This window comes from Bradyrhizobium sp. STM 3561 (genome assembly GCF_045571455.1).
Classification (GTDB): Bacteria; Pseudomonadota; Alphaproteobacteria; order Rhizobiales; family Xanthobacteraceae; genus Bradyrhizobium; species Bradyrhizobium vignae.
On record NZ_CP120695.1, the window covers coordinates 3,380,855 to 3,404,901 of the forward strand.

Annotated in this window: 22 protein-coding genes; 14 read left to right on the forward strand and 8 right to left on the reverse strand. The window is 64.4% G+C overall.

Annotated features, from left to right (window positions below):
• The first annotated feature begins 43 nt into the window (after window positions 1-43).
• The 3 genes from P6U28_RS15870 to P6U28_RS15880 all read left to right on the forward strand — a co-directional run bounded on the left by P6U28_RS15870 (window position 44) and on the right by P6U28_RS15880 (window position 2,590).
• The gene (locus P6U28_RS15870; protein ID WP_122406632.1) at window positions 44-628 is read left to right on the forward strand and encodes a CoA-binding protein; all 585 of its coding nucleotides are present in this window, start codon (window positions 44-46) and stop codon (window positions 626-628) included.
• A 139-nt stretch (window positions 629-767) separates the two neighbouring features.
• A complete protein-coding gene (locus tag P6U28_RS15875) occupies window positions 768-2,048 on the forward strand; it encodes an O-acetylhomoserine aminocarboxypropyltransferase (RefSeq protein ID WP_122402967.1) in 1,281 nt (426 codons plus the stop codon).
• Window positions 2,049-2,245: 197 nt separating this feature from the next.
• Window positions 2,246-2,590 (forward strand): hypothetical protein, encoded by a 345-nt coding sequence (locus P6U28_RS15880; protein ID WP_122406631.1) that lies wholly within the window; start codon window positions 2,246-2,248, stop codon window positions 2,588-2,590.
• A gap of 5 nt (window positions 2,591-2,595) precedes the next feature.
• Here the strand turns inward: P6U28_RS15880 and P6U28_RS15885 are convergent, their stop codons facing one another.
• Entirely contained in the window at window positions 2,596-3,678 is a 1,083-nt protein-coding gene (locus tag P6U28_RS15885; protein ID WP_122402966.1) for a COX15/CtaA family protein, read from the reverse strand.
• Window positions 3,679-3,788: 110 nt separating this feature from the next.
• Between P6U28_RS15885 and P6U28_RS15890 the strand changes: the two genes are divergently transcribed.
• The gene (locus P6U28_RS15890) at window positions 3,789-4,010 is read left to right on the forward strand and encodes a DUF2842 domain-containing protein (RefSeq protein ID WP_122402965.1); all 222 of its coding nucleotides are present in this window, start codon (window positions 3,789-3,791) and stop codon (window positions 4,008-4,010) included.
• On the opposite strand, the gene P6U28_RS15895 is transcribed toward P6U28_RS15890, so the two are convergent.
• Complete coding sequence (locus P6U28_RS15895; protein WP_129144930.1) at window positions 4,007-5,053, reverse strand: polysaccharide deacetylase family protein; 1,047 nt, start codon at window positions 5,051-5,053, stop codon at window positions 4,007-4,009. The two genes, P6U28_RS15890 and P6U28_RS15895, sit on opposite strands and share 4 nt — an antisense overlap.
• Window positions 5,054-5,181: 128 nt before the next feature.
• On the opposite strand from P6U28_RS15895, the gene P6U28_RS15900 reads away from it, so the two are divergent.
• Window positions 5,182-6,363: a GNAT family N-acetyltransferase gene (locus P6U28_RS15900; protein ID WP_122402963.1), complete on the forward strand. Its 1,182-nt coding sequence runs from the start codon at window positions 5,182-5,184 to the stop codon at window positions 6,361-6,363.
• Between the two features lie 63 nt (window positions 6,364-6,426).
• Here the strand turns inward: P6U28_RS15900 and P6U28_RS15905 are convergent, their stop codons facing one another.
• Window positions 6,427-8,721 carry an exopolysaccharide transport family protein gene (locus P6U28_RS15905; protein ID WP_122402962.1) on the reverse strand — a complete coding sequence of 765 codons (2,295 nt, stop codon included), beginning with the start codon at window positions 8,719-8,721 and terminating at the stop codon, window positions 6,427-6,429.
• A 202-nt stretch (window positions 8,722-8,923) separates the two neighbouring features.
• On the opposite strand from P6U28_RS15905, the gene P6U28_RS15910 reads away from it, so the two are divergent.
• From P6U28_RS15910 to P6U28_RS15920, 3 genes are all read left to right on the forward strand, one after another.
• Entirely contained in the window at window positions 8,924-10,057 is a 1,134-nt protein-coding gene (locus P6U28_RS15910) for a glycosyltransferase family 4 protein (RefSeq protein WP_122402961.1), read from the forward strand.
• 118 nt (window positions 10,058-10,175) lie between these two features.
• Entirely contained in the window at window positions 10,176-11,726 is a 1,551-nt protein-coding gene (locus P6U28_RS15915; RefSeq protein ID WP_129144932.1) for an undecaprenyl-phosphate glucose phosphotransferase, read from the forward strand.
• Window positions 11,727-11,882: 156 nt separating this feature from the next.
• Entirely contained in the window at window positions 11,883-13,139 is a 1,257-nt protein-coding gene (locus tag P6U28_RS15920; protein WP_122402959.1) for an O-antigen ligase, read from the forward strand.
• Here P6U28_RS15920 and P6U28_RS15925 read toward each other — a convergent pair.
• Window positions 13,108-13,584, reverse strand: a complete 477-nt coding sequence (locus tag P6U28_RS15925) for a MarR family transcriptional regulator (protein WP_164937089.1) — start codon at window positions 13,582-13,584, stop codon at window positions 13,108-13,110. The two genes, P6U28_RS15920 and P6U28_RS15925, sit on opposite strands and share 32 nt — an antisense overlap.
• Before the next feature lie 147 nt (window positions 13,585-13,731).
• On the opposite strand from P6U28_RS15925, the gene P6U28_RS15930 reads away from it, so the two are divergent.
• Together P6U28_RS15930 and P6U28_RS15935 are read left to right on the forward strand one after the other, a co-directional pair.
• On the forward strand, window positions 13,732-14,928 hold the full coding sequence (locus P6U28_RS15930; RefSeq protein ID WP_129144934.1) for an NAD(P)/FAD-dependent oxidoreductase: 1,197 nt from the start codon (window positions 13,732-13,734) through the stop codon (window positions 14,926-14,928).
• Between the two features lie 315 nt (window positions 14,929-15,243).
• Window positions 15,244-16,215 carry an IS110 family transposase gene (locus P6U28_RS15935; protein ID WP_407122708.1) on the forward strand — a complete coding sequence of 324 codons (972 nt, stop codon included), beginning with the start codon at window positions 15,244-15,246 and terminating at the stop codon, window positions 16,213-16,215.
• A 208-nt stretch (window positions 16,216-16,423) separates the two neighbouring features.
• Here P6U28_RS15935 and P6U28_RS15940 read toward each other — a convergent pair whose 3' ends face one another.
• From P6U28_RS15940 to P6U28_RS15950, 3 genes are read right to left on the reverse strand one after another with little or no spacing between them, the layout of a single operon-like run.
• Window positions 16,424-17,602 carry a trans-acting enoyl reductase family protein gene (locus P6U28_RS15940; protein WP_122402957.1) on the reverse strand — a complete coding sequence of 393 codons (1,179 nt, stop codon included), beginning with the start codon at window positions 17,600-17,602 and terminating at the stop codon, window positions 16,424-16,426.
• Window positions 17,603-17,611: 9 nt separating this feature from the next.
• On the reverse strand, window positions 17,612-18,394 hold the full coding sequence (locus P6U28_RS15945; RefSeq protein WP_122402956.1) for a DUF169 domain-containing protein: 783 nt from the start codon (window positions 18,392-18,394) through the stop codon (window positions 17,612-17,614).
• A gap of 54 nt (window positions 18,395-18,448) precedes the next feature.
• Entirely contained in the window at window positions 18,449-19,216 is a 768-nt protein-coding gene (locus tag P6U28_RS15950) for a YdcF family protein (protein WP_162500586.1), read from the reverse strand.
• 168 nt (window positions 19,217-19,384) lie between these two features.
• On the opposite strand from P6U28_RS15950, the gene P6U28_RS15955 reads away from it, so the two are divergent.
• The 3 genes from P6U28_RS15955 (at window position 19,385) to P6U28_RS15965 (ending at window position 21,291) form a co-directional block, all read left to right on the forward strand.
• The gene (locus P6U28_RS15955) at window positions 19,385-20,326 is read left to right on the forward strand and encodes an acetamidase/formamidase family protein (RefSeq protein WP_122402954.1); all 942 of its coding nucleotides are present in this window, start codon (window positions 19,385-19,387) and stop codon (window positions 20,324-20,326) included.
• A 200-nt stretch (window positions 20,327-20,526) separates the two neighbouring features.
• Window positions 20,527-20,724, forward strand: a complete 198-nt coding sequence (locus tag P6U28_RS15960; RefSeq protein WP_024341172.1) for a hypothetical protein — start codon at window positions 20,527-20,529, stop codon at window positions 20,722-20,724.
• 75 nt (window positions 20,725-20,799) lie between these two features.
• Complete coding sequence (locus P6U28_RS15965) at window positions 20,800-21,291, forward strand: GcrA family cell cycle regulator (protein WP_162500249.1); 492 nt, start codon at window positions 20,800-20,802, stop codon at window positions 21,289-21,291.
• A gap of 273 nt (window positions 21,292-21,564) precedes the next feature.
• Here the strand turns inward: P6U28_RS15965 and P6U28_RS15970 are convergent, their stop codons facing one another.
• Window positions 21,565-23,121, reverse strand: coding sequence for a porin (locus tag P6U28_RS15970; RefSeq protein WP_122402952.1), 1,557 nt, complete (start codon window positions 23,119-23,121; stop codon window positions 21,565-21,567).
• A 408-nt stretch (window positions 23,122-23,529) separates the two neighbouring features.
• On the opposite strand from P6U28_RS15970, the gene P6U28_RS15975 reads away from it, so the two are divergent.
• Window positions 23,530-24,036, forward strand: a complete 507-nt coding sequence (locus P6U28_RS15975; RefSeq protein WP_162500248.1) for a MarR family winged helix-turn-helix transcriptional regulator — start codon at window positions 23,530-23,532, stop codon at window positions 24,034-24,036.
• Window positions 24,037-24,047: the final 11 nt, after the last annotated feature.

The following is a 24,047-nucleotide window of genomic DNA, read 5'->3' on the forward strand; positions in this document are numbered from 1 at the left end:
GGTCGGCTCTTCGAGCCGCCCGGAATGACGAATGAAGGATGACATGAACCACGACGCCTATCCCGACAATTACATCCGCGGCATCCTCAACAGCGTGAAATCGATCGCGATGGTCGGCGCCTCGCCTGTCAACGTGCGGCCGAGCTATTTCGCGTTCAAATATCTGGCGCAGCGCGGCTACGACATGATTCCCGTCAATCCCGGCCATGTCGGCAAGGACCTGCTCGGCAAGCCTTTCGTCGCCTCGCTGTCGGATATCGGCCGCCCCATCGACATGATCGACATATTCCGCAACTCCAGCCACATCATGCCCGTGGTCGAGGAAGCTCTCACGCTGGACCCGCTGCCGAAGGTGATCTGGATGCAGCTCGGCGCGCGCGACGATGCGGCGGCGGCAAAGGCGGAGTCGGTCGGCATCAAGGTGGTCATGAACCGCTGCCCGAAGATCGAATATGGCCGCTTGTCGTCGGAGATCTCCTGGATGGGCGTGAACTCGCGCACGCTCAGCTCCAAGCGCGCGCCGGCACCGACACAGGGCATGCGGCTGTCCCTCAATCGGATGAGCGTCGGGGGCGGCAACACGGCAGCATCGGATCGCGCCGCGAAAAGCAAGACCGAGCAGAGCTGACGCGATCCGCGAAGGATTCATCTCGCGAACGCGACAATGCGTAGCAAGATCGTTCCGATGTGAAGCGGCGCCTTGACGGCGAGCGCCCCGCCCATCAGCATGCCGCGCGATTTCAGACCACGAGAACAGGACGCCTTATATGAGCGATCGCCTTCCGGGATTTTCGACCCTCGCCGTGCATGCCGGTGCACAGCCCGACCCCACCACCGGCGCGCGCGCGACTCCGATTTATCAAACGACTTCTTTCGTCTTCAACGATGCCGACCACGCCGCCTCGCTGTTCGGTTTGCAGGCGTTCGGCAACATCTATACGCGGATCGGCAATCCGACCAATGCCGTGTTGGAAGAGCGCGTCGCCGCACTCGAAGGCGGCACGGCTGCGCTCGCGGTCGCTTCCGGCCACGCCGCGCAGGTCGTGGTGCTACAGCAATTGCTGCAGCCCGGCGACGAGTTCATCGCCGCGCGAAAACTCTATGGCGGCTCTATCAACCAGTTCACGCATGCATTCAAGAGCTTTGGCTGGAACGTGGTGTGGGCCGATCCCGACGACATTGCGAGCTTCGAGCGCGCGGTAACGCCGCGCACGAAGGCGATCTTCATCGAATCGATCGCCAACCCCGCCGGCAGCATCACCGATATCGAAGCGATCTCGACGGTGGCGCGCAAGGCGGGAGTGCCGCTGATCGTCGATAATACCCTGGCCTCGCCCTATCTGATCCGTCCGATCGACCATGGCGCCGACATCGTCGTGCACTCGCTGACGAAATTTCTGGGCGGCCACGGCAATTCGCTCGGCGGCATCATCGTCGATGCCGGCACCTTCGATTGGTCGACCGGCGGCAAATATCCGATGCTGTCGGAGCCGCGGCCGGAATATCACGGCATCCGCCTACAGGAGACCTTTGGCAACTTCGCCTTCGCGATCGCCTGCCGCGTGCTCGGCCTGCGCGATCTCGGCCCGGCTCTGTCGCCGTTCAACGCCTTCATGATCCTCACCGGCATCGAGACGCTGCCGTTGCGCATGCAGAAGCACTGCGACAATGCCAAGGCCGTCGCCGAATTCCTCGTGGGACATCCGGCGGTGGCCTCGGTCAGCTATGCCGGCCTGCCGAACGACAAGTACAACCAGCTCGCGCGCAAATATGCGCCGAAGGGCGCGGGCGCAGTATTCACCTTCAGCCTGAAGGGCGGCTATGACGCCGGCGTCAGCCTGGTATCGAAACTGCAGTTGTTCTCGCACCTCGCCAATGTCGGCGACACCCGCTCGCTGGTGATCCACCCCGCCTCGACCACGCACAGCCAGCTCGACGACGCCGCCAAGACCAAGTCCGGTGCCGGTCCCGACGTGGTGCGGCTCTCGATCGGCATCGAGGATAAGGAAGACCTGATCGCCGATTTGGAACAGGCGCTGGGGGCTTAAGCTCGCTGTCGTTCCGGGGCGGTGGCGAAGCACCGAACCCGGAACCTCGATATTGTCAGGTCCGCTCGAGATTTCCGGGTTCGCTGCTTCGCACTGCCCCGGAATGACGGTCGCTTCGGCGACCGTCGGTTAACAGTCATTAACCGTATCTGCCGCATAAATCGTCCTTGGATCGCCCCTTTGATTCGGAGCCGACGATGCTGCGCTGGATGGTGCCTGCCCTTGCGGCGATGCTGACCGTTTCAAGCGCGCTCGCCGCCGATCTGCCGGCCAGCCCAAAGCGGCGCGCAGCCGTGCCGCCGCAGGATCCGCCACAGGTCTACGTCGAGACCGATCCGGATGCGCTGATCTCGCCGGCCTATGGCATCGGCAGCTACATCCGCAACCTGCCGGGCACGCCGCTCTTGCCGGGATCCAACACCTTGCCGGGCTATTACGGCCGGCCCTGGAGCTACGATTACCAGGGCCCGTATTACGGCGGGAAGCAGGTCGATTATTTCTGGCGCCTGCCCTATGCGTGCGGCGTCTACGGCTACTGCTGATCGGATCAGCTGGGCTGGCTGACCGGGACCGCACGCGGCTGCGTCTCCGCAGACCGTCCTGACGCGAGCCGTTCAACCTGCATCACCGCAAGTGTGAGCACCAGTATCGCCACTGCCTGGTGCGCGAGCGCCAGTCCGATCGGAACCTGGTTGAGCAGCGTGAGGATGCCGAGCACCGCCTGCAGGCTCACCGCCGCAAGCAGCCACAGCGCACCGCTCGCTGCCGCCCCTGCGCGCGATCGCAGCGCGTCGATCGCATGCAAGGCCGCCAGCACGAACAGCGCATAAGCCGTCATGCGGTGCTCGAACTGCACGGTCAGCACATTGTCGAACATGTTGCGCCACCACGGCGTCTCGAACCACAGCCGCTCGGCCGATGGAATGAACGCGCCGTCGATCTCGGGCCAGGTGTTATAGGCGCGCCCCGCGCGCAGGCCCGCGACCAGCGCACCGAAATAGATCTGCACGAAGGTCACGACGAGCAGCAGCGCGCTCGTGAACCTCAGCCGAGCCGATGCTGTGATTTGCGGCCGCTCCTTGAGCCGCCGCACCGTCCAGACGATCCCGGCGAAGATCAGCAGCGCCAGCAGCAGATGCGTCGCCAGCCGATATTGCGAGACCTCGACCCGCTCGCTCAGGCCCGAGGCAACCATCCACCAGCCGACCGCACCCTGCAGACCGCCGAGGGCGAACAGCAGCCATAGCCGCCGCTTCAATTCACCGGACAGGCCGCCGCGCCACAGGAAGAACAGGAACGGCAAGAGATAGGCGACGCCGATGAAGCGCCCGAGCAGCCGGTGGCTCCACTCCCACCAGAAGATCTCCTTGAACTCGGACAGGCTCATGCCCGCATTGAGCTCGCGATATTGCGGGATCTTCTTGTAGGCCTCGAACGCCTCGGTCCACTGCGCTTCCGACAGCGGCGGAACACTGCCCGTGACCGGCTTCCATTCGACGATCGACAGGCCGGATTCCGTCAGCCGCGTCGCGCCGCCGACCAGCACCATCAGCGCGATCAGCGCGGCCACGGAGATCAGCCACCAGCGCACGGCGCGATGCGGGTTGATTGGAGCGGAAATCGTCGTCATTTCAGGGACAAACCAACCCTTGCAACCAACAGACTTGAACCGGAACGCGTGCCCCTTATAGTCCCCCGCTCCCGCAGCGCAAGTTACGCGAAAGACCGCGACATTCCGCCATGACGATCCGCACCCGCAAGTTCCTCGGCGCCATCCTGCTCCTGATGCTGGCCACGGTCTGGGCCCTGCTCGGCATGGCGGCGGCGCAGATGCCGTGGATCGCGGAGTCCGGCTGGCGGCAGGCGATCTACTATGTCGTGGTGGGCATGGGCTGGGTGCTGCCGGCGATGCCGATCGTGAGCTGGATGCAGCGTCCCGACCGGGTCAAGTCCGCTCGTTAGGCCTTGCCCGTAGTGCTGCCGGTCGGCTTCACCGGCGCAAAGGCAACACCCGACACCAGCACGCGCATCACCCGCAGCGAGCGCACCCGTCCGTCCCAGGAAATGCGCGGCAGCGCGCGCAGATTGGTGCGCCCTTCCGCCTCCACGATGCCCGGGATCGTCGACACCGCGCTGGCAAAGCCGGCCTCCTCCGCCATCACAACGTGGCTGCGCCGAAACGAGGAGCGGTCGCCAAACGGAAAGGCGAAATGCCGGATGTCGCGGCGGAAAGCCGATTCCGCGACCGCTTTGCCCATCGCCATCTCGCGCAGCGCCGCGGCATCCTTCATGTTGGCGAGAACGGGATAGTTGACGGTGGCGCTGCCGATCGTCACCTGCGGATCGGCAGCAAGCTTCGCGAGGTCTTCCCAGTCCATCGACGCCTCGCGCGAGAGCGCAGCGAGGTCGATGCGGTAGCGCGTGCAGAGATCGGCGATCGCGACCGACAAATCCGCCGGCGGCAGCGAGCGAAGCCAGCTCTCCAGATACGAAAACAGCGCCCGCTTCCGGGCATTGTCGGTGACGGTGAAGCGCTGCTCCTTCTCACCCATCATCAGGCTGATGCGGCTCTCGCGCGCGATCACCCGCTCGAGCCCGAGCCACCAGGCCTCGCCGACGCCATCGGGAAAGGCGGTCGGCACATAGATCGTGAAGGGCACGTCGTGACGTGCCAGCACCGGATAGGCGAAGTTGATGACATCCTTGTTGGCGCCGTCGAAGGTCAGCGCCACGAAGCGCCGCTTCTCCGGCAGCATCACGGCACGCCGGCAGACCTCGTCCATGCCGAGGAAATCATACTTCCACCGCTTCAGCGCGCGGATGGCGCGGTCGAGGAACTGCGGCGTGATCTCGTTCGCGCGCAGCGGCTGAAATCCGCGCCGCCGCGGCCGCACATGCATAAAGCGCAGGATGGCGCCGGCACCACGACTGCGCAGCGCCGCCTGACCGCTGAACCAGGTCAGCTCGAGGCGCAGCCGTTCCAGCCATCTGTCGTCGAAAGCCAAAATCCCACCCTTCGTGCGTGCCGGCGGTCCGTCCCTCTCCCATTGTCATTACCCTTTGTTGACCTTTGTTTGCAAAGGTCGGCCACAGGCCGAATTGCGTATTTTCGATTGCTCGACAGGTTTCGCGAATGACCATGGCTGCGGCGATGCAAAGCCGGACGGCAGAAGCACCTGCGCGGTCGAAAGCGAGCCGTATCGCGCAGGTCGATATCGTCACCGATCTCGCCGAGGCCGAGGCGGTCTGGCGTGCCTTCGAGGCGAGCGGCCAGCTCTTCACGCCATATCAGCGCTTCGACCTGCTCAGCCCGTGGCAGCGACTGGTCGGCGCCCGTGAAGGCGCCCGGCCGCTCATCGTGATCGCCCGCGACGCCGATCGCCGGCCGCTCACCCTGCTGCCGCTCTCGCTGCGCCAGAGCCACGGCGTGCGCACGGCCTGCTTCATGGGCGGCAAGCACACGACCTTCAATATGGGCCTGTGGAACGCCGAGTTCGCAGCGCAGGCCGGCCTCGCCGATCTCGACGCGCTGTTTGCGCCGCTGCGTGAGCATGTCGACGTGCTCGCGCTGATGCAGCAGCCCGAGCGCTGGCATGACCAGCAGAACCCATTTGCAGCTCTGCCGCGACAAGGCGCGGTCAACGGCTGTCCGCGGCTGCTGATGGAGCCGGGCGGGCCGAAGGAATCGCGGATCAGCAATTCCCTCCGCCGCCGCCTCAAGAGCAAGGAAAAGAAGCTCCAGTCCCTCACCGGTTATCGCTATCACCTCGCCACGTCGGACGAAGACATCACCCGCCTGCTCGACTGGTTCTTCCGCGTCAAGCCGGTGCGGATGGCAGAGCAAAAGCTTCCGAACGTCTTCGCCGAGCCCGGCGTCGAACAGTTCGTCCGCAGCGCCTGCCTTGCGCCGCGCGGTGAAGGGCACGTCATCGACATCCACGCGCTGGAATGCGATGACGAGGTGATCGCTATCTTCGCCGGCGTCGCCGATGGGGCGCGCTTCTCGATGATGTTCAACACCTACACGATGTCCGAGCACGCCCGCTACAGCCCGGGCCTGATCCTGATGCGTTACATCATCGACCGCTACGGCGAACGTGGCTACCGCTCGCTCGACCTCGGCATCGGTTCGGACGACTACAAACGGATGTTCTGCAAGGACGACGAGGAGATCTTCGACAACTTTGTTCCATTGACGCCGCGCGGAAAACTCGCGGCGATGGCGATGTCCTCATTCAACCGCGGCAAGCGGCTGGTGAAGCAGAACCAGATGCTGTTCGACATGGCCCGCCGGCTGCGGCAGGCGTTCGGGTAGCTCTTTCCGCTTGCACGGCTGCCTTCCCTTCTCCCCTTGTGGCAAGGGAAGAGGAAAGAGAGGTTACGCCGCCACCACGCGTGGCGCTTCGACCGCATCGGAGGCCTGCACCGGCTTGCTCAGCATCGTCACCTCGCTGAAGCCGACTGCTCTCAGCTGCTCGCACATCTGCGTGCGCGCATCCGGTGCCATTGAGGCGTCGGGCACCACGACGGCACGGGCATGCGCCGTCAGCAGTTCGGCCGGAAGGTCGGAGGCGCTGCCGGCGTCGATCAGCACGTGATCGTAGGCGCGCAGCAACGCGTCGATCGCGAGCGCCACGCGCGGTGATTGCAGCAGGCTGCGGTCGAAGCCGGGACGGCCGGCCATGACCAGATGCAGCCGCGAGAGCTTGTCGCGGGTGATGATTTGCGCGAAGGAGGCCTCCCCCTGCATCAGTTCGGCAAGGCCCGGAGCCGACGCATCGACGGATACCGCGGCAACGGTCGGCGAGGACGCGGCGAGATCGACGACGGCGACGCGCGCATCGCGCGAGAGGTGCCGGGCCAGCGTCAACGTCGATAGCGTGATGGCTTCGCCGGGCGCGGTACCGAGCACCGTGACCTTCCTGGCCGCAGCGCCCGCGGCGAGCAACCTGTCCGCCAGACGTTCGATCTCGGCGAATTCGCTGACGTCGATGTCGGTCGCCATCGCCGGCTGCAGCGGCGCGGGATCTGCCAGAGCCGGATCGATCACCGGATCGTTGCCCCTGTCGACGACAGGCTCGACGGCCCGCTGAACGACCAGCGGCTCTTGACGCGCCTGCGCCTGCGCCGGTCCAACCGCCGCCGCGCGCGGCGCGGTCTGGCGCAGCAGCTCACCGGTGACGACGACGCCGGACGACAGCAATAGCGTTGCGATGGTCGCGATCAGCACGATCGGCAGCTTCTTCGGAGAGGCCGGCGTGTTGGAGACAATGGCGCGCGAGATGATGCGGCCATCCGTCGGCGCAGCGTCGATGGTTTCGCGGGTATTGGCCTCGCGGTACTTGGCGAGATAGGTCTCGAGCAGGTCGCGCTGCGCCTTGGCCTCGCGCTCCAGCGCGCGAAGCTGGACGTCCTGGCCGTTGGTCGAGGCCGCCTGCTTCTTGAGCTGCTCCAGGCTCACGGTCAGGCCATCGACTCTGCCGCTGGCGATCCGGGCGTCGTTCTCGAGCGAGCGCGAGATCTTCGCCGCTTCGTCACGAATCTGATTGTCGAGGTCGCCAAGCTGCGCCTTCAGCTCCTTGATCCGCGGGTGATTGCCGAGCAGTGTGGACGACTGTTCGGCGAGCTGCGCTCGCAATGTCACCCTCTGCTCCGAGAGGCGGCGCATCAATTCGGAGTTCACGACCTCGGATGCCTCGATCGGCTTGCCGCTCTGGAGCATCTCGCGGATCAACCGAGCCTTGGACTCCGCGTCGGCCTTCATCGAGCGCGCATTGTTGAGCTGGGTGTTGACCTCGCCCATCTGCTGGTTCGACAGCGTGGTGTTGTTGGTGCCGACGAACAGGCTGGACTTGGAGCGGAAGTCCTCGACCCTGGCCTCGGCCTCGGACACCTTCTTGCGCAAGTTCTCGATCTCGCCGGCCAGCCATTGGCTGGCGTTCTTGGCCTGCTCCTGGCGTACGCCCTGCTGCAGCACGAGATAGCCGTCGGCGATCGAATTGGCGACACGGGCAGCAAGCTCGGGATCGGCGGACTGGAATTCGACCACGATCACGCGCGACTTGTCGACCGCGTAGGCCTGGAGGCGTTCGTAATAGGCATCGAGCACGCGCTCTTCCGGCGTCATCGCGAACGGATCGCGGCCGATACCGATGAGCGCGGCCAGCGACTTCAGAGGTGAGATGCCTTGCAGCACAGGATCGAATTCGGGCCGCTCCGCAAGCTTGTTCTTCTTGATGATCTCGCGCGCGAGATCGCGCGACAGCACCAGCTGCACCTGACTGGTGACGGCCTCGGCGTCGAGCGCCTGCCGCTCCTCGGTGCGATCGCTGTTCGGGCGCAGGAACACGTTCTCGCGGCCGTCGATCAGGATGCGGGCTTCGGACTTGTAGCGCGGCGTGACGAGATTGACGACAGCGAGGGACGCAACGAGCGCCAGCACCGTTGGCACGATGATCCAGCCGCGCTTGCGCGCCAATGCCGCGCCGAGCGCGTGCAGGTCGATGTCGCCGGATTCGACTTGCGCCGGCTTCGCGACGACGGGTGCAGGCTCTGCTTCGACCCCGGCTTCGACCTTCGAGTTGATCTTGGGCGCGTCCGCGGGCTTGAACTTCGAGACAGCCCGCTCGATCACTGCCTTGTTCTTGCCGGCACGCCAGAACGCTAAACGCATCGAACACTCCCGCAGGGCAATGCTGCGACTCTACTTCAACCCGGGCGATTACACTCCATTAAGGTTGCCGCTGGGTTAATCGCGATATCGCGCGCCTCGCACGCGCGCACTGGTCACCATTTGTTAACCACGAGGGCCCTTAATCCCTCTCGTTTATTTCGTGAGAATTGTTCGGCTGTCGCCGTCGAGCTGGTTTTGGATCATGCCTCCCTCTCCCGACCGGCCGCTTCGCATCCTGCACGCCGTGCGTGCTCCGGTCGGCGGCATCTTCCGCCACATCCTCGACGTCGCCAACGGCCAGGTCGATTGCGGCCATCATGTCGGCATCCTCGCCGATAGCCTCACCGGCGGCGAGCGCGCCGACAAGGCGCTGGCCGAGCTCGCGCCGCGGCTGAAGCTCGGCGTGCACCGCATGGCGATCCGCCGCGAGCCGTCACCCGATGACGTCATGGTGTGGCTGCGGATGCGACGCCTGATCGCGAAGCTCAAGCCCGACGTGATGCATGGCCACGGCGCCAAGGCCGGCGCCTTCATCCGCATGCGGCGGCGCACCGACGACACCATCCGCATCTACACCCCGCATGGCGGCTCGCTGCATTATCCGCTCAACACCCTCAAGGGCGAATTCTACGCACGGCTCGAGCGCGCGCTGATGGATGCGACCGACCTGTTCCTGTTCGAGAGCGCGTTCGCCCGCGACACCTATCAGCGCATCGTCGGCACACCCAAGGGCGTGGTCCATTGCGTCTTCAACGGTGTCACGCCCGAGGAGTTCGAGCCCGTCATCGCTGCCGAGGATGCGACCGACCTCTGCTATGTCGGCGAGTTCCGGCACATCAAGGGCGCCGACCTGCTGGTCGATGCGGTGGCACGTCTGCATGAAGGCGGCAAGAAGGTCACGCTGACGCTCGGCGGCGACGGCGAGGAGACGGCGGCGCTGAAAGCGCAGGTCGAGAGGCTCGGCCTCACCGGATCCATCCGCTTCATCGGTCACGTCAAGGCGCGCTACGGCTTCTCCAAGGGGCGGCTGCTGGTCGTTCCCTCTCGCGGCGATTCCATGCCCTATGTCGTGATCGAGGCCGGCGCCGCCGGCATCCCGATGATCGCATCGAAAATCGGCGGCATTCCCGAGATCTTCGGCGCCGACAGCCCCGCTCTGTTCGAGCCGAGCAATCCCGAAGCCATGGCGGAGGCGATCGCCGCCGCACTGGACGATCCGCAAACGACAGCGCAGCGCGCGGCGTCCTTGCGCGAGCGCATCTCGGCGCATTTCTCGCAAGCCGCGATGGTCGAGGGCGTGCTTGCCGGCTATCGCGACGCATTTGTCAACCATTAACCATCCTTAATCCAGCTTTAGAAAATCTTCCGATTTGTTCGATAGTCGAAGCGCCAGGGGATACTTGCCCGGCCGCGCGAGGCCGCGCCGCTTGCTTTTGGAATGGACGTGGACGCCCGTGGAACCGCTCAACGCACGCTCGATGCTCGATGCCGCGACCAGCGCTGCGGCAAAGCCTGCCGACCAGCCCTTTGTGGAGCGCCGTCGCCGGCTCTCGCCTGCGGCGCTCGAAGTCGTCAACCAGAAGGTCGCCCGCGCCTATTCGCCGATCGTGATCGCCGGCTTCGTCCGCCTTGCCGATTTCGTGCTGCTGAGCCTCGTCGGCATCGCGCTCTATGTCGGCTATGTCATGCCGCTCTCCGGCGCCTTCAGCTGGATTTATCCGGCCGAGGTCGTCGCCGTCGCCATCGCCGCCGTGGTCTGCTTCCAGGCCGCCGACATCTATCAGGTGCAGCTGTTCCGCGGCCAACTGCGGCAGATGACGCGGATGATCTCGTCGTGGTCGTTCGTCTTCCTGCTCTTCATCGGCATTTCCTTCTTCGCCAAATACGGCAGCGAAATCTCGCGGCTGTGGCTGGCCGCCTTCTACTTCCTCGGACTCGCCGCGCTGATGGCCGAGCGTCTGGTGCTGCGCACGCTGGTGCGCGGCTGGGCGCGCCAGGGCCGGCTCGACCGCCGCACCATCATCGTCGGCTCCGACAGCAACGGCGAGCAGTTGGTCGAGGCGCTGAAGGCGCAGGAGGATTCCGACATCCACGTGCTCGGCGTGTTCGATGACCGCAACGACAGCCGCGCGCTCGACACCTGCGCCGGCGCGCGCAAGCTCGGCAAGGTCGACGACATCGTCGAGTTCGCCCGTCGCACCCGCGTCGATCTCGTGCTGTTCGCGCTGCCGATCTCGGCGGAGACGCGCATCCTGGAGATGCTCAAGAAGCTCTGGGTGCTGCCGGTCGACATCCGCCTCTCCGCCCACACCAACAAGCTGCGGTTCCGTCCCCGCTCCTATTCCTATCTCGGCGAGGTGCCGACGCTCGACGTGTTCGAAGCGCCGATCACCGACTGGGACCTGGTGATGAAGTGGCTGTTCGACCGCGTCGTCGGCAGTCTCGCGCTGCTCGCCGCCCTGCCGGTGATGGGACTGGTGGCGCTGGCGGTGAAGCTCGACAGCCAGGGCCCGGTGCTGTTCCGCCAGAAGCGCTTCGGCTTCAACAACGAGCGCATCGACGTCTACAAATTCCGTTCGATGTACCACCATCAGGCCGATCCGACCGCGTCGAAGGTCGTGACCAAGAACGATCCGCGCGTCACCCGCGTCGGCCGCTTCATCCGCAAGACCAGCCTGGACGAGCTGCCGCAGCTCTTCAACGTGGTCTTCTCGGGCAATCTCTCCCTGGTCGGCCCGCGGCCGCATGCGGTGCAGGGCAAGCTCCAGAACCGCCTGTTTGACGAGGCCGTCGACGGCTATTTCGCCCGCCACCGCGTCAAGCCCGGCATCACCGGCTGGGCTCAGATCAACGGTTGGCGCGGCGAGATCGATAACGAAGAGAAGATCCAGAAGCGCGTCGAGTTCGACCTCTATTACATCGAGAACTGGTCGGTGCTGCTCGATCTCTACATTCTCCTGAAGACGCCGATCTCGCTGCTGACAAAGAGCGAGAACGCGTATTGATTTTTCGTCATGCCCCGGCTTGACCGGGGCATCCAGTACTCCGCAGCGCCAGTCGTTTCCTACTATGCGCGTCACGGAGTACTGGATCGCCCGGTCAAGCCGGGCGATGACAGCAGTGCTTGTAGCGTAAGAGTTGCGTAAGCGTATGAGCGTGCGATGACGTATGCCGTGACGGCCGGTGGAATGAACGTAGCCGCACCAGCTGCTCCGGGCGTGCTGGCGCTGCAGCGCGCGCTGGTGTGGCTGGTCGGTGCCTGCGGCGCCATCGTCTTCATCGAGCCCAGCCCCTACGAGATCGCGACGCTGCTCGCGACCGTCACCTTCTTCGCCACCGGCCTGCGCCTGAGACTGGTGCTGATGCCGCTGGTGTTGATGCTGGTCCTCCTCAATGTCGGCTACACCATCAGCGCGATCCCGCTGTTCGCGCAGGCGGAGGTGGTGAGCTGGATCGCAACCTCCTGGTACATGGCGGTGACCGTGGTGTTCTTCGCCATGGTCTCCTCGGAGGACACGGCGGCCCGACTCGACATGCTCCGCCGCGGCCTCGTGGTCGGCGCGATGGTCGCCTCGCTGCTAGCCGTCGCCGGCTACTTCCACCTGGTTCCCGGCGGCAACGACCTGCTGACGCTCTACGGACGCGCGCGCGGCACGTTCAAGGACCCCAACGTGCTCGGCGCCTTCCTGATCCTGCCGGCGCTGTTCGCCCTGCAGAGCGTGGTCTCGGACAAGCTGGCCAAGGCGTTCCGCAACGTCATCGCCTTCGGCATCATGTCTCTGGCGATCCTGCTCGCGTTCTCCCGCGCCGCCTGGGGCGGGCTGGTGCTGACCTCCGCCTTCATGCTGGCGCTGATGGTGCTGACCAGCCGCACCAATGCGCAGCGCTCGCGGATCATCATCATGGCGATCGTCGCCGCGGTGCTGGGGCTGGCGCTGATCGCGGTGCTGCTGTCGTTCGATTCCACCGCCGAGATGTTCAAGCAGCGCGCGAGCTTCGACCAGAGCTATGACGAAGGCCGCTTCGGCCGGTTCGGCCGGCACATCCTCGGCGCGGAGATGGCGCTCGACCTGCCGTTCGGCATCGGTCCTTTGCAATTCCATCGCTACTTCCCCGAGGACACCCACAACTCCTACCTGAATGCCTTCATGTCCGGCGGCTGGCTTTCCGGCGTGTGCTATCCCGCGCTGGTCTTCACCACCGTCATCATGGGCTTTCGCCACATCTTCATCCCTGTGCCCTGGCAGCGCGCCTACCTCGCGGTGTTTTCCGCATTCCTCGGCACGGTCGGCGAAAGCTTCGTGATCGATACCGACCACTGGCGGCATTTCTGGATGATGCTGGGCGCGATGTGGGGCATGATCGCGGCTGCGCAGGTCTACAAGACTAGGACTGGCGGGGACGCTTCTTCAACTTGAGATCGGGACGCTTCTCCGGTGGCGTATCGATCAGGCGCTTGAGCGCCTCTGTTGCCGCGAGCACTGCCTTGTAGCCCTCGTTGCAAAAGCGCAACAGCAGGCGCAGCTCCTCATCGGAATAGCCGTTGCAGACCTTCTCCATCGCCTGCTGCATCGGCACGTAGAACTGGCCGAGCTTTGCGATCGTCTCCGGCACGACGGCGATGAAGACCTTGCGACGATCTTTCTCGTCGCGCTCGCGGCGCACCAGCCCTGCCTTTTCGAGCCGGTCGACAACGCCCGTGATTGCGCCCGTCGTGAGGCCCGTGACCTCGGCGAGCCGGCCCGCGGTGACGCGTCCCTCGAGATAGAGGATGTCCATGCATTCCAGGTCGGAATTGGCAATTCCGGCAACGTTGGCAACGGTCTGGCCGTAGAGCACGCCCTGCGCAGACGACCTGCGCATCGCCGCCTCGAGCTCCTGCAACAGCGCCGCGCGCGCCTTCGTCCTTGACAAGGCCGGCCCCTTCTCTTACTAGATATATATCTTAGTCGCTAAGAGATTTAGCGACCGTGATTTCTCCTAGCACCATGGAAACGTCGGGAGCAAGCCATGTCCAACCGTCCCCGCAAGGCCCTGATCATCGGCGCCGGTATCGCCGGGCCCGTTGCCGCCATCCTGCTGCGCCGCGCCGGTATCGAATCCGCGATCTACGAGGCTTGGCCCTATTCGAAAGGCATCGGCGGCGGCCTCCAGATCGCCCCGAACGGCATGCATGTGATGGACGAGATCGGCCTTTCGAACGAGCTGATCAGCCGTGGCTCGGTGGCGGAGTCCTTCGACTTCTATTCGCAGGGCGGCGAGAAGCTGGGCTCGATCAACCGCGACTTGGCGCGGCGCTTCGGCCAGCCGGCCGTCAACATCTCCCGTGCCACGCTGAACGAGATCCTGATCGACAAGGCCTGGTGCGCCTGCGTCTCACTCCATTTCGAGAAACGCCTGATCAAGATCGAGGATCGTGGCGATCAGCCGATCATCGCCTATTTCGCTGACGGCACCACCGCCGAAGGCGATTTCCTGATCGGCGCAGACGGCGTCCACTCGGTCGTGCGCCGCCAGGTCGTGCCTGACGGGCCGCAGCCGTTCGACACCGGCCTGATCGGCTTCGGCGGCTTCGTGCCGCACGCCGTGCTCGACGGCAGGCCGATCGGCCGGCGCGTCGAGACGACGTTCGGCCAGAGCGGATTCTTCGGCTACGGCTATTGCAGCCCGGATCCGACCGACGGCGTGATGTGGTGGAGTACTCAGCCCGCATGTGGCATGGACGCGGCGATGTTCCGCGCGCTCGATCACGCGACGCTGAAGCAGCATCTGCGCGGCTTCCATCGCGGCTGGCACGATCCGATCCCCGCTATCATCGAAGCGGCCGAGAACATCGTGGTCACCGACACGCTCGACGTCGCGACCCTGCCGGCCTGGTCGCGCAAGCGTTCGCTCTTGATCGGCGATGCCGCGCACGCAACCAGCCCACATGCCGGCCAGGGCGCCTCGCTGGCGCTCGAGGACGCGATGCGGCTCGCGCGCTTGATGCAGGAAGGCCAGGAGCTCGGCGCCATCTTCCAGGCCTTCGAGGCCGAGCGCCGCCCACGCACCGAGAAGATCGTCGCGATGGCCCGCCGCAACGGCAACAGCAAGCGCGAGTTCAGCGCCATCGGCGCGTGGATGCGCAATCAGATGCTGAAATGGCTGCTGCCGCTGGGCGCCAAAGGCATGGATTTCATGTACGCGTACGATGCACGGGCGGCGTAGCACCACGAACGGTGCAGTAGGGTGGGCAAAGCGAAGCGTGCCCACCATTGCTGATGCGATCCCAGAGAGATGGTGGGCACGGCGCGTTGCGCCTTTGCCCACCCTTGTTTTAGCGCACCGGACTAGAATGGCCTCGTTCCGTGAGGAATGGCCCAGCTCGGGTGGCCGCCCGAGCTGGGCTGCCGATCGATCGGATCGATGCCCACCGAAGCCTTGAGGGCTGCCTTTCGTAGCAGGATCGCGATCGGTACTTCATCGGGACCCGGATGGTTGAACGAACTTTAGGTTCGCACACACAAGGGAGGGTCGACGAAGATGGCCAAGCGTATCACGATCTGTGCCGGGATCGATACCGGTAAACGTAAGCTCGATGTGGCACTTGATGGCAGTTTGGAGCGGCTTCAGGCCGATAACACGCCGGATGGCTATAAAGTGCTGGTGGAATGGTTGCAGCGCCACAAGGTCAAACGGGTCGGGATCGAGGCGAGCGGCGGCTATGAGCAGGCTGTCGTCGCCGAGTTGCGGCGCCAGCGGTTTGTGGTCGTCGTATTTCAGCCGGCCCAGGTGCGCGCTTATGCCGTGTTCCAGCTGCAGCGCGCCAAGAACGACAAGATCGATGCCGCGCTGATTGCGGCCTGCACCGCCGCGGTCAAGAAGATCCACGCAGCTCCGGATCCCCGCTTGCTGCCATTTGCCGAGCACCTGACGATGATCGACCAGATCACCGAGGACATTGCTCGGCTGAAGAACCGGATCGAGAGCTGCCGCAATATGCGGCTCCAGAAGCTGTGGAAGGAGGATATCGCTCGCCCGGCCAAGCGCGAGAAGGTCGAACTGAAGGCACTGGCCGCCGCAATCCGTGAGCATCGCGATCTTGCCGAGCGGCTCGACTTGATCAACAGCATCGATGGTATCGGGCTAAAGACCGCCATGGTCATTCTGGTGCGGATGCCCGAGATCGGTCAGATCACGCGCGAGCAAGCGGCCGCGCTGGCTGGCATTGCCCCTTACGATGACGACAGCGGCGATCGCACCGGCGTTCGTCACATCGCCGGCGGGCGTGAACGGCTGCGACGTGCGCTCTTTACTGCGGCGCTGCCGGCGTCATTTCGCTGGAATCCGCAGCTCATCACGCTCTATGGAAGGCTGATGGGAGCAGGCAAGGAACACAAGCGCGCATTGATCGCTTGCGCCAGAAAGCTATTAATCTTCGCCAACACAGTGGTCGCCCGCGGCACGCCTTGGCAGACAAAACCGCCCGAGATCGCGAGGGCTCCGGCTACCTGATGGCGTTTCTTTGTTCGGCCGAAGCACCGTTTCTTCGTCCCGACCTGCCGTCACAAAGACGCCGCGCGCCGCGGCCGTCAAAGGCTGGCCGTCGCCCTGGCCTCAACTCCATCTCCGCTGCCGCCAGGCCACGCCTTGACGGCCGCAAGCACGGCGTCATGCTACCCTCAGCGATCGGGCGAATCTAATGGTTGCTACGAGAGCCAACCTACCCTTCCACCCCGAACGTCAGCCCGGCGTGATCGACCAGCCGCTTGATCAGCTTGTGCTGCATCGCTGCGCCCGGCGTCCAGAAACCGGCCGGAACGTCTGCTGCGTCGCGCAGCAGGCAGATCGCGCATTCGGAGATCATCTTCGAGGTCGAGCCGTAACCGGGATCGCGGTCTCCGGTGACGCCGGCGCGGACCATGCGACCGTCGGGAGCAATCGCGACGTAGAGCAGATTGAACAGACCGTTCTCGCGCTCCTCCTTCGACGGCCCCTCGCCTGGCTTCGGTGCGTTCGGACCGGTCTTCTCGGCATTGGCCGCCATCACGCGCTTCGCATTGGCCTCGCCCTTCTCGCCGGGACCGGTCAGGACCATCTCGTCGTAGACGAAGTCCTTCCCGTACGGAAAGCCCATCAGCATGTTGGAGCGATGGACGTTGCGGGTGTTGATCAGCGCCATCATGAACGGAGCGGCCCAGGATTGCAGGTCCTCCTCGTAAGTCGCCCTGTTGCCCTTCGGCTGTTTCGGGCCGGTGAAGCCCGGCGTCAGCGCGAAGTGATCGTTGAGGATGGCGACGAGGCTGAGATCCTTCGCGACGGCGTCGAAGGTCGCTTTCGCGCTCGCCGCGGTGCCACCGGACAGCGTGCCGCGCATGTCGCGCACGCGGCCCTTCACGCGCGGGGCCGGCGCGCCAAACACACGCCTCGCCTCTTCCTGCACGAAGAAAGTGCCGAGCTCGAACGGCACGGAATCATAGCCGCAGGAAAACACGATGCGCGCGCCGCTCGCCTCGGCCGCCGCACCGTACTTGTCGATCATCTGTCGCATCCAGACCGGCTCGCCGCAGAGATCGAAATAGTCCGCACCCGCAGCGACGCAGGCCGCGAGCAGGTCCTCGCCATAGAATTGATAGGGACCGACCGTCGTGATCACCGACTTGGTCTGCGCCACCATCGCCTTCAGCGACGCCGCGTCCGACGCATCCGCCACGATCAGCGGCGTGTCGGCTGGCGCGCCAATGGCGTCGCGCACCGATTTCAGCTTGTCGAGGCTGCGACCCGCCATCGCCCATTTCAGCGCCATGTCGTCCTTGTAATGGGCCGCCAGATATTCGGCGACGAGCTGGCCGGTGAAGCCGGTCGCGCCGTAGACGACGATGTCGAATTTCGCAGAGCTCATGATCGGCCTTTACTTCTTCGCGTAACTCACGCCCATGCCGGCACGGACGTCACTTTGAATGCCATAGGGCGGGATCGGATAGCGCAGGCCGTTCTTGGCCAGCGCCTTCATGCCTTCAATTGCCTTGGCGAGATGCGAAGGCTTCAATGCCATCAGCATCTCCTCGTCCGGCACGCCGCCATAGCGCCGTTCGGCATAGCATGGCAAGGACAGGCTGGGCTCCCCGGTCTTGAGCGCCCGCCCCCAGGAATCCGCGCACGCGGTCTCGCCGACCACGCCCCACTCGAATTTCTTGTAGCCGGTATATTGCAGCCCGTTGATCAGGATGATCATCTGCCCCGGCGTTGCATAGACGAGGCAGATGTCGGGCGGATCGAGCCGGCCGCTCGCCAGCGGACTGACGGCGAGCGCCTGATAGTGTCCGAACGGAACCACGTCCAGCGCCTCCTGGCGCTTGCGCGCATCTTCTGCGGTACCATGCCAGACTCCGACATAGTTCTCGCCGGCGAGCCATTTGTCGTCCTGGGGGCTGAGCCCGATCACGGCGCGGCATTGGCTACCTACGAGATCGTCGGCGGTGATGCCGACGGTCCAGCCGAGGCGCGCCGCCATGCTGACGATCTGATCGGTGGTGTGAATTGCATTCGGGCGGCGGATTTTCGGGATCGCCTCCATCTCTGCGGCCGTCGCGAACAACTTCATGCCGATCACGTTGGTCTTCAGCCGCAGCAAGCTGTTGAGATCGGCGACGAGGCCGGCAAGATCGATCCTGTCTGCACTCTGCTGTTGCATGGCTTCCTCCGCGCCGGCGATCGCGCGCCGTGTTCTTGTCTTGGTGCCCTCGTTCTAGTCCCTGCCCGGTCCTGGAAGCAACTCGCCGGTTCGGCCCATCAGACGGTAGGCCACGAGGCCGATCCACTCGCGGATGGCCACTTCCGTTCGGCCGAGTCCGTCCGCACCCATATTCGTGAAGGAAAACAAATCGTCTCGTCCGCCCATCCGCCAGTCCACCGGATACGCCTCGACGTCAAATCCAGCCTTGCGGAAGATCCCCATCGAGCGCGGCATGTGGAAGGCCGACGTCACCAGCAGCCAGCGCTCGCGCGGCTTTGGTGACACCAATTTCTTGGTGAACATCGCATTCTCCCAGGTGTTGCGGGAGTCACGTTCGAGGATCAGGCGCTCCTTCGGTATGCCGAGGTTCTCCAGGATCGGCGCGGAATAGTCGGCCTCCTTCGCCTCGGTCGAAACCAGGTTCGCGTTGCCTCCCGTGAACACGATGCGCGCGCTCGGATAGCGGCGGGCAAGCTCGGCCGGCGCGAACAGACGATCGGCCGCGTGCGCGACGACCGGCGTGCGATGCGCCGCCGACAGATCGGTGTCGACCGAGCCGCCGAGCACGATGATGCCGTCGGGCGCGCCGCGCGAGGCGTCCCACGCAGGAAAGCGAGACTCCAGCGGATAGATCAACAGATTGCCGAGCGGCGAGAACGCCGCGAGCGCCAGCAGCACCAGCGTGATCACGGCAAGCTTGCGGCCGAGCGCGGCAAAGCGCGTCACCATCAGCACGACAGACAGGATTCCGAGCTCGACCAGGAGATTGATCGGCAGCAGCGCGGTGCCGAGGGTCTTGGAAAGAACGAAAAACAGGGGAGCCTCGCTGAAATCATCTTGCCTGTCTGTGCGGGGCTTGACCGGCCCCGCCATCTTCAGAAATCTTCTTGAAAGAGGATCGATCGCCGGGTCAAGCCCGCGGCCGATGAAACCAACCGGACGCGGCATATGACCCATCATCACCTGCATTCCACCCCCGAAACCTGTCATTGGGGCTTCTTCGAAGCCGCGCTCAAGCCCGTCCTCACCATTGCAAGCGGCGATGAGGTGACGGTCGATACCATCAGCGGCGGTCCGGACGTGCTGCCCGATCGCGACAAATTTCACATTCCGCCGGAAATGCACCAGGTTCATGCCACAAACGAGCGCATGCTGCCGGGCCACATCCTCACCGGCCCGATCGCGGTCGAGGGAGCCGAGCCCGGCGACGTGCTCGCGGTCGAGATCCTCGACGTGCAGCTCCGGCAGGATTGGGGCTGGAACATGATCAAGCCGCTGGCCGGCACCCTGCCCGACGATTTCCACGAGACGCGCTTCCTCAACATCCCACTCGACCGGACGCGGATGGTCGGCCGCATGCCCTGGGGTTTAGACCTGCCGCTCAAACCGTTCTTCGGCGTGATGGGCGTATCGCCGCCACCTAGCTGGGGCCGTATCTCCTCGCTGATCCCGCGCGCAATGGGCGGCAATCTCGACAACAAGGAGCTCGGTGCGGGTGCGACGCTGTATCTGCCGGTGTTCGTGCCAGGTGCGATGTTCTCCTGCGGCGACGGCCATGGCGTGCAGGGCGACGGCGAGGTCTGCGTCACCGCGATCGAGACCGCGCTGCGGGGCCGCTTCCGCCTCACGCTGCGCAAGGACCTCAGGCTCGAGTACCCCCGCGCCGAGACGCCGACGCACTACATGACCATGGCGATGGACCCCGATCTCGACCAATGCGTGGTGCGTGCGCTGCGCGACATGATCGCGCTGCTCGGCGAGACGCGAAATCTATCGCGCGAGGATGCCTACACGCTGTGCAGCCTGGCCGCAGACCTGCGCGTGACCCAGACCGTCAACGGCGCCAAGGGCATCCATTGCATGATCGAAAAGACGATCGTGCACGGCTGAGCCGCCGCGCCCTTCCCCGACCTGCCGACATCGAGCCGCCGCCCGGTCTTCCCTGCGGCGCGCCGCGACGTGTCCGATTCCCAAGCGATTCCAACCAGGTGAGCTGCTGCCCCGGCGCTGATTTGACTTCCACCCCCGAAACTAAATAGAGTCTTAATCGTTACTTTTATGTACCCGAGTAAGAGGCTAGCGTTCGGGCCATGGCCACCGAAAAAGCCGAGACTGACCGCATTCCCGTAACCCTGGCGCTCTCGACCATCGCCTATCTGGAGAAACTGGTGAGACAGGGCACCCACGGCACCAGCGTTCCCGGCGTCGCGCGGACATTGATCGAGGAAGGCATCCGTCTCGCCATCAAGGACGGGCTTCTGTCGATCCGCGACAATGGCAGGACGTGAGCGCGCGCCGGACGTGAGGCGGACGGATCTCCGAGCGGGCGGATGGCCGACATCTGCAACCTGGGATCGCAACACATGCCTGTTCTCTCGCCTGCCTCTTCACGAACTTGGACCGACGAACGCATTGAGCTGTTGAAGCGGCACTTCGACGCCGGCCTCTCCTGCAGCGAGATCGCCGCCGACATCGGCGTCAGCCGCAACGCCGTGATCGGCAAGCTGTCGCGGCTGAATCTGACGCGCGGCCGGACATTCGACGACCGCAAGGTCCAGGACAGAGGCTTGGCGCCGGCGCGGGCGCGCAAGGCCGTGCCGCGGCTGCAATACGAGATGCTCGCCACCATCTATGGCGAGGCCGACGCGCCGGTGGTCGCAGGCCCGATCGACGACGCCAATCGCTGCTCGCTGCTGGAGCTGTCCGAGAACCGCTGCCGATGGCCGATCTCGACGCCGGGCGAAGACGATTTCTGCTTCTGCGGCAACACGACGCCCGACGGCCAGCCCTATTGCGCCGGTCACAGCCGCCTCGCCTACCGGCCGTATGCGCGCGCTCGCGCGATGCGCGGTTGATCTGCAGCATCTCCAAAAACAAAAAACCTCCGGCGGGGCATCACCGGAGGTTTCTGGAGGCTTAGCGTGAAGCTAAGAGCCGCAACTTTCGTATTTGGCCAAAAGCCATATAGCTTAGTAACTCAGGTAAGTAAATAAATTTGAGGCGATCGAACCGCATGGCTCGTCTTCGCGCTTCGCAACGGCTGCCGGATTTTCCGAACGCCCCTCATTGCGGAAAAAAGCCCCGGCGGTTTCCCGCCGGGGCTTCATCAAGGGCTCGATACCCCAAGCTTACCAGTTGCGCTGGGCGCGCAGCAGCAGGCTGTAGGTGTCCTGGTCCTTCAGCTCGTAGGTCGCCGCCGGCTTGGCGACGCCGGTCAGGGCTCCGGTCGTGATCGCGCCCGAATACTTCTGGTCGAGATGGCTGTAGGTGAAGTCGGCCGAGAAGGTCAGGTTCTTCACCGGCGTCCAGCGCGTGATGACGCCGACCTGGCCGATGTTGAAGTCCGGGTTGCAGGTGCCGGTCAGGGTGGCGAACGCGGCGCTGCCGCAGATCAGGCCTTTCGCCGTGCCGCTGTAATTGACCGCAGCCCACGCGCCGTACAGCGCCGTGTTCCAGTACGGATTCCAGTTGTGGGTGTAGGCACCACGGAAACCGTAGGTCTTGGTCAGTTCGAGGCTGCCGCCCGGTGCGAACACCGCATCAGACACGCCGGCGAAGCCGATGCTCTGATAGGCCGCGTTCGAGCTGCCGAACATCGAGTAGCTGGTCGCGGCCAGCTCCTGGAAGTTGTAGCGGCTCGCGCCTTCAGTGTAGACGCCCGAGATGTTGATCACGTCGCCGGCGCCAGTCGGGATGTTCTTGATGCCCAATGCGAGCTGGACGGCCCAGCCCCACTTGTCTTCCGGATGACCGGTGGTTTCAGTGGCGCCGTAGTAAGCGACATGGTTGTCGTGCGCCGCGACCGACGCCTGGAACAGGCCCCAGGCTTGATCGACGCGAACCATCGCGACGAGATCGGGCGAGCGGCTGCCGCCGAGGTCGTTCGAACCGTAGGCACCGCCGAGCACGCCCGTGGTCGACATGCCGGCCGTGTTCCAGATGTTGGTCTGGAAGACCTGCGTCTGGTCCTGCGCCGAGAACGAGGCCGTGATGCCCTGGCCGAAATCGGCCGTGTAGGTGAACTGCGCCACGCCGTTGGTGGTGCCGCTGCCGCCGACCAGCTGGTCGAAATTGTTGCCGGGATAGTTGATCCAGGGCGCGTCGAACTGCGACACCGCCTTACCCATGGTGAATCCGGCGAACTGGATGAAGGCGTAGTAGACGCCGAGCGCGCCACCGGAGATGCCGCCGTCCGTGCCGTTGACGGCGCCGCCGCTCGAGCCGGTGAGGCCGGTGCCGGCCGCGTTGAGGCCGATCGTGCCGCTGTACTGGGTCGCTCCCGTGGCCGAACCGGTGCCGCCATAGTTGCCGGTCGTCCAGGTGAAGACCGCGTCGAAATAGGTGCGGACGACGCCGTACTCGGTCGCGGTGCGGGTGTCGATGTTGAGATCTTCACGCGCGCGCATCGAGTAGTAGTTGGTCAGGCGGTTGTTGGCCGCGAACACGCCGTTGTACTGGGCGCTGTAATTGCCGCCGGCGTTGAGCGCCACTTCGGCACGCAAATAGCCGCCCAGCTTGATGCAGGTGTCGCTGCCCGGGATGTAGTAGAAGCCCGCGCCGTAGAGCGTGCAGATCTTGACGTACTCGACCGCCTTGGCCTTGACCGGAAGATCGGCGGCCTGGGCTCCACCGACGGCGATCAGACCCGCCGCAGTGCCGAGCAAAAGGCTCTTCACCACTTTCATTTAAAACCTCCAAGTTGCTCATTTTACGGAGACCGGACCGTGAGGCCCCCCAAGATCCCCGTCTCTCAAATCCGCTCGGCCGCTTTGCGCTTTCGGCCACACCCGCAATCGAGGCGAGGGACGTGAGCGAACCACCTGCAACGGGACGATCGAGTACCCCCCACCGTCACGCATCAATATGCCTGCGCCGTTTCGCTAATCAAAATAGTTTATTTGATCAGCTTTCTGGTTTCGCTAAACCTGTGCCCGCGGCGCAACACTTCCGCCGAAGCCTATAGCCTGACTTTCTCATCTTTGTAATTTTAGTGACAAAATTACCCTGCTCTGCACTTGCGTCGGGGCAGGCTTGCGTGGACTATGGCATCCCACGATCACCGGCCTGAAAGATCAGTTCACGGGAGTGACGCTGTGTCCGCGACGAGGAAAGAGGGAGCGCGCCTGCGCTCGATCGCCAACCTGGATATCATCAGGCGCTTCACCTGGGAGATATCGTCGATCAACATGTATCTGGAGGAAGTGCGGCAGATCTGGGCGCGGACGCTCGGCATCAGCGGCCCGCAATGGCTGATACTGATGGCGATCTCCGACCTCGACAAGGACGATGGCATCCCGGTCAACGTCGTCTCCAAGCTCCTCCACGTCGATCCGTCCTTCGTCACCACGCAATCCAAGCTGCTCGAGAAGAAAGGCCTGCTGCGCCGCCGCCCCTCGCCGACGGACGCAAGAGTGGTGCGGCTGTCCCTGACCGAGAAGACGCAGAAGCACCTCGCGAGCCTCAACGAACAGTACAAGACGATCAAGGAATTCGTCTTCCAGGAGTTCGACGAGCACGAGCTCACCGAATTCACCACCAAGCTCGCGATGTTGAAGTCGCGCCTCGAGAAGGCCTGCGTCCGCCTCAGCCTCGACTTCTAAGGGAGGTCGTA